The organism is Zoogloea oleivorans (assembly GCF_008107625.1).
Classification (GTDB): domain Bacteria; phylum Pseudomonadota; class Gammaproteobacteria; order Burkholderiales; family Rhodocyclaceae; genus Zoogloea; species Zoogloea oleivorans.
Window position 1 is genome coordinate 1 of the sequence record NZ_SDKK01000061.1, and the last position, 4,096, is coordinate 4,096.

Annotated in this window: 4 protein-coding genes and 2 pseudogenes; all 6 read right to left on the bottom strand. The window is 66.2% G+C overall.

Annotation, left to right across the window (positions count from 1 at the left end):
• A partial coding sequence (purD, locus tag ETQ85_RS25505) for a phosphoribosylamine--glycine ligase (protein WP_148581788.1) occupies positions 1 to 978 on the bottom strand: 978 nt, incomplete at its 3' end.
• A gap of 13 nt (positions 979 to 991) precedes the next feature.
• The coding region (gene purH, locus ETQ85_RS25510; RefSeq protein ID WP_342781987.1) for a bifunctional phosphoribosylaminoimidazolecarboxamide formyltransferase/IMP cyclohydrolase at positions 992 to 2,084 on the bottom strand (1,093 nt) is incomplete at its 5' end.
• 2 nt (positions 2,085 to 2,086) lie between these two features.
• A pseudogene (gene purH, locus ETQ85_RS27180) lies at positions 2,087 to 2,531 on the bottom strand (bifunctional phosphoribosylaminoimidazolecarboxamide formyltransferase/IMP cyclohydrolase); the annotation flags it as partial.
• A gap of 73 nt (positions 2,532 to 2,604) precedes the next feature.
• Positions 2,605 to 2,844, bottom strand: coding sequence for a helix-turn-helix domain-containing protein (locus ETQ85_RS25515; protein WP_148581789.1), 240 nt, complete (start codon positions 2,842 to 2,844; stop codon positions 2,605 to 2,607).
• The gene (gene dusB / locus ETQ85_RS25520) at positions 2,841 to 3,869 is read right to left on the bottom strand and encodes a tRNA dihydrouridine synthase DusB (protein ID WP_148581790.1); all 1,029 of its coding nucleotides are present in this window, start codon (positions 3,867 to 3,869) and stop codon (positions 2,841 to 2,843) included. The genes ETQ85_RS25515 and dusB overlap by 4 nt, the downstream gene beginning before the upstream one ends.
• 111 nt (positions 3,870 to 3,980) lie before the next feature.
• A pseudogene (locus ETQ85_RS27185) lies at positions 3,981 to 4,096 on the bottom strand (monofunctional biosynthetic peptidoglycan transglycosylase); the annotation flags it as partial.

The window sequence follows — 4,096 nt, forward strand, 5'->3', positions numbered from 1 at the left end:
GGCCTCGATCTTGTCGAGCTTGCCGGCGATGGCTGCCTCGACCAGATCGACCAGGTCGGACTTGAGCCGCATCATGATCGGCTGGGTTTCCGGGTCGCCCATGCGGCAGTTGAATTCGACGACGCGGGGCGCGCCCTTGCTGTCGATCATCAGGCCGGCGTACAGGAAGCCGGTGTAGGGCAGGCCTTCGGCGGCCATGCCGGCGAGGGTCGGCATGATGATCTCGCGCATGGCACGGGCGTGAACTTCAGGCGTGACCACCGGGGCGGGCGAGTAGGCTCCCATGCCGCCGGTGTTGGGGCCCTGGTCGCCGTCCTTGAGACGCTTGTGATCCTGCGAGGTGGCCAGCGGCAGGGCGTGGCGGCCGTCGGCCATCACGATGAAGCTGGCTTCCTCGCCGTCCATGAACTCCTCGATGACCACCCGCGGGCCGCGCTCGTCGTACTGCACGCCCAGCGTGTTGTGGGTGAGCATGGCGTCGATGGCCTCGTGGGCCTCGGCCAGCGTCATGGCCACGACCACGCCCTTGCCGGCCGCCAGGCCATCGGCCTTGATGACGATGGGGGCACCTTCCGCATCCACGTAGGCATGGGCCGCGGCGGAGTCGGAGAAGGTCTGGTACTTGGCGGTCGGGATCTTGTGGCGCTCAAGGAACTGCTTGGCGAAGTCCTTGGAGCTTTCCAGCTGGGCGGCGAGTCGGGTCGGTCCGAAGATCGGCAGCCCGGCGGCGCGGAAGGCATCGACGACACCGGCGGCCAGCGGGGCTTCGGGGCCGACCACGGTGAGAGCCACCTGCTCCTTGCGGACGAACTCGATCAGATCGGGAATGGCCGTGACGGCGACGTTCTCGATGCCGGGTTCGCGGGCCGTGCCCGGGTTGCCCGGGGCAACGAAGACTTTGTGGATGCGCGGCGAACGGACGAGCTTCCAGGCCAGCGCGTGTTCGCGCCCGCCGGAGCCGATGACGAGGATCTTCATGGAGGTGTCCGGATCAGTGACGGAAATGGCGGAAGCCGGTGAGCACCATGGCGATGCCCTGCTCGTCGGCGGCGGCGATCACTTCGGCGTCGCGCATCGAGCCACCCGGCTGGATGACGGCAGTGGCGCCGGCCTGGGCCAGCACGTCGAGGCCGTCACGGAACGGGAAGAAGGCATCGGAGGCGACCACGCAGCCGGGGATCACCAGGCCGGCGTTCTCGGCCTTGATCTTGGCGATGCGGGCGGAGTCGACACGGCTCATCTGGCCGGCGCCGACGCCGATGGTCTGGCCGTCCTTGCAGTAGACGATGGCATTCGACTTGACGTACTTGGCGACGCGCCAGGCGAACAGCAGGTCGGACATTTCCTGGGCGGTCGGGGCACGCTTGGTGACCAGCTTCAGGTCGGCTTCGGTGATCGGCGCGAAGTCGGCGCTCTGCACCAGCAGGCCGCCGCCGACGCGCTTGTAGTCGGCTTGCTTGACGGCGCCCAGCGGCACGATCAGGACGCGGACGTTCTGCTTGGCCTTGAGGAGTTCGAGGGCTTCGTCGGTGTAGGAGGGGGCGATCAGCACTTCGAGGAACTGGGCGCTGACGGCTTCGGCCGCGGCACGGTCAACCGTGGTGTTGAAGGCGATGATGCCGCCGAAGGCCGAGGTCGGGTCGGTGGAGAAGGCCTTCTTGTAGGCGTCCAGCGGGCTGCCGGCCACGGCCACGCCACACGGGTTGGCGTGCTTGACGATGACACAGGCGACGCCGTCGAAGGCCTTGACGCATTCCCAGGCAGCGTCGGAGTCGGCGATGTTGTTGTACGACAGCTCCTTGCCCTGCACCTGGGTGTAGGCGGCGATGGCGCCGGCCGGGGCGCTGGATTCGCGGTAGAAGGCGGCGGACTGGTGGGGGTTCTCGCCGTAGCGGAGGTCCTGCACCTTGTCGAAGGCCAGCTGGAAGCGCTCCGGGTAGGCCATCTTGCTGCCATCTTCGGCGAGGGCCGTGAGGTGGTTGGAGATGGCCGAGTCGTAGCGGGCGGTGTGGGTGAAGGCCTTGCGGGCCAGGTCGAAGCGGGTCTTGTAGCTCAGCGCGCCGGCGTTGGCCTGCAGTTCGGCANNCGATGCCGACGCCGCCGGCTTCATTGCCGTGGTTTTTGGCCGCCGCGCGGACCATGGTCGGGCCGCCGATGTCGATGTTCTCGATGGCGTCCTCCAGCGTACAGTCGGCCTTGGCGACGGTGGCCTGGAAGGGGTAGAGGTTCACCACCACCAGGTCGATGCGCGGAATGGCGTGCTCTTCGAGCTTGGCCAGGTGCTCGGGCAGGTCGCGACGGGCGAGGATGCCGCCGTGCACCTTGGGGTGCAGGGTCTTGACGCGACCGTCGAGCATCTCCGGGAAACCAGTGTAGTCGGACACGTCGGTAACCGGCAGGCCGGCTTCGCGCAGGGACTTGGCGGTGCCGCCGGTGGACAGCAGGTTGACGCCGAGGGCGGCCAGTTCACGGGCGAATTCGACGACGCCGGTCTTGTCGGAAACGCTGAGCAGGGCTTGGGTGACTTTCATGGGGTTTCTCTGGAAGGCCGCGGGGCTCCACGGCGCTGAAGGACGGGAAATCGGTTGGGACGGTGAGCCGGGCTCAGAGCAGTGCGTGCTCGGAGAGCTTGCGGCGCAGGGTGTTGCGGTTGATGCCGAGCATCTCCGCGCACAGGGTCTGGTTGCCGCCGGCCTGCTTGAGGACGAATTCGAGCATCGGGCGTTCGACGTTCTTGATCACCATCTCGTAGAGGGCGTTCGGCTTTTCACCGTCGAGGTCACGGAAATAGGTGTCCAGCGCGCGACAGACGGAGTCGGCGATGTCATTGCTGGTACTGCTCATGCTGCAAGCTCCTGGGGGAATTCTTCGGGGTCGGCGTAGACCAGGCGGCTGTCTCTGTCGGCGAGCCGGCCGAAGAATTCGTCAATGGCGGTAATTTGTTCTTCTACGGTGGGCAGCGTGTTCATGACGCGGCGGAATTGTGCCGAGCCGCCCAGGCCCTTGGTATACCAGCTGATGTGCTTGCGCGCGATCTTGACGCCGGTGTCCTCGCCGTAGAAGGAATAGATGTCGACGAGGTGCTCCTTGCACACCTGCAGGATTTCCGAGACCAGCGGGGGCGGGAGTTCTTCGCCGGTTTTCAGGAAGTGTTCGATCTCGCGGAAGATCCACGGACGCCCCTGGGCGGCACGGCCGATCATCACGCCGTCGGCGCCGGTGTAGTCGAGCACGAACCTGGCTTTTTGCGGGGTGGTGATGTCACCGTTGGCGATCACCGGGATGCGCACCCGGGTTTTGACGTCGGCGATGGTGTCGTACTCGGCTTCGCCGGTGTACTGGCAGGCGCGGGTACGGCCGTGGATGGCGATCAGCTGGACGCCGGATTCCTCGGCGATGCGCGCGATCATCGGGGCGTTCTTGTTGGCCTTGCTCCAGCCGGTACGGAACTTGAGCGTGACCGGAATGTTGCCGGCAGCGCCGACGACGGCTTCGAGGATGCGCGCGACCAGCGCTTCGTCCTGCATCAGGGCCGAGCCGGCCATCACGTTGCAGACCTTCTTGGCCGGGCAGCCCATGTTGATGTCGATGATCTGGGCGCCGCGGTCGATGTTGTGGCGGGCGGCCTCGGCCATCATGGCCGGATCGGCGCCGGCGATCTGCACGGAGATCGGATCCACTTCACCATCATGGTTGGCGCGCCGCTGGGTCTTGGCGCTGCCGTAGAGCAGGGAGTTGGAGGTAACCATCTCGGACACGGCAACCCCGGCCCCCATCTTCTTGCAAAGCTGGCGGAAAGGACGGTCCGTTACGCCGGCCATGGGCGCGACGAACAGGTTGTTTCGCAAGGTGAAACCGGCGAATTGCATCGGGGGAGGCACGACTGGAGAAAAGCAGCGCATTCTACCTCAAGGGACCTCCGGAGGGCAGGGGCCGAAGGGCTGCAATGGAGTGACTTAGTCCCTGTCGGGCAACGCTTTTCAGGGGACTTCGGCGTAGTTTGCGCGTCCCTGGATGCGTGCTGCATGGGCCGCCAGGCGCGGGCCGAAAGTCTTTTCGTACTTGCGTGGATTGGGCAGCATGACGGCCAGCCGGG

Coding starts and splice junctions, on each gene's coding strand:
- ETQ85_RS25515 (WP_148581789.1), bottom strand. CDS start 2,844: ATGAGCAGTACCAGCAATGACATCGCCGACTCCGTCTGTCGCGCGCTG.
- dusB (WP_148581790.1), bottom strand. CDS start 3,869: ATGCAATTCGCCGGTTTCACCTTGCGAAACAACCTGTTCGTCGCGCCC.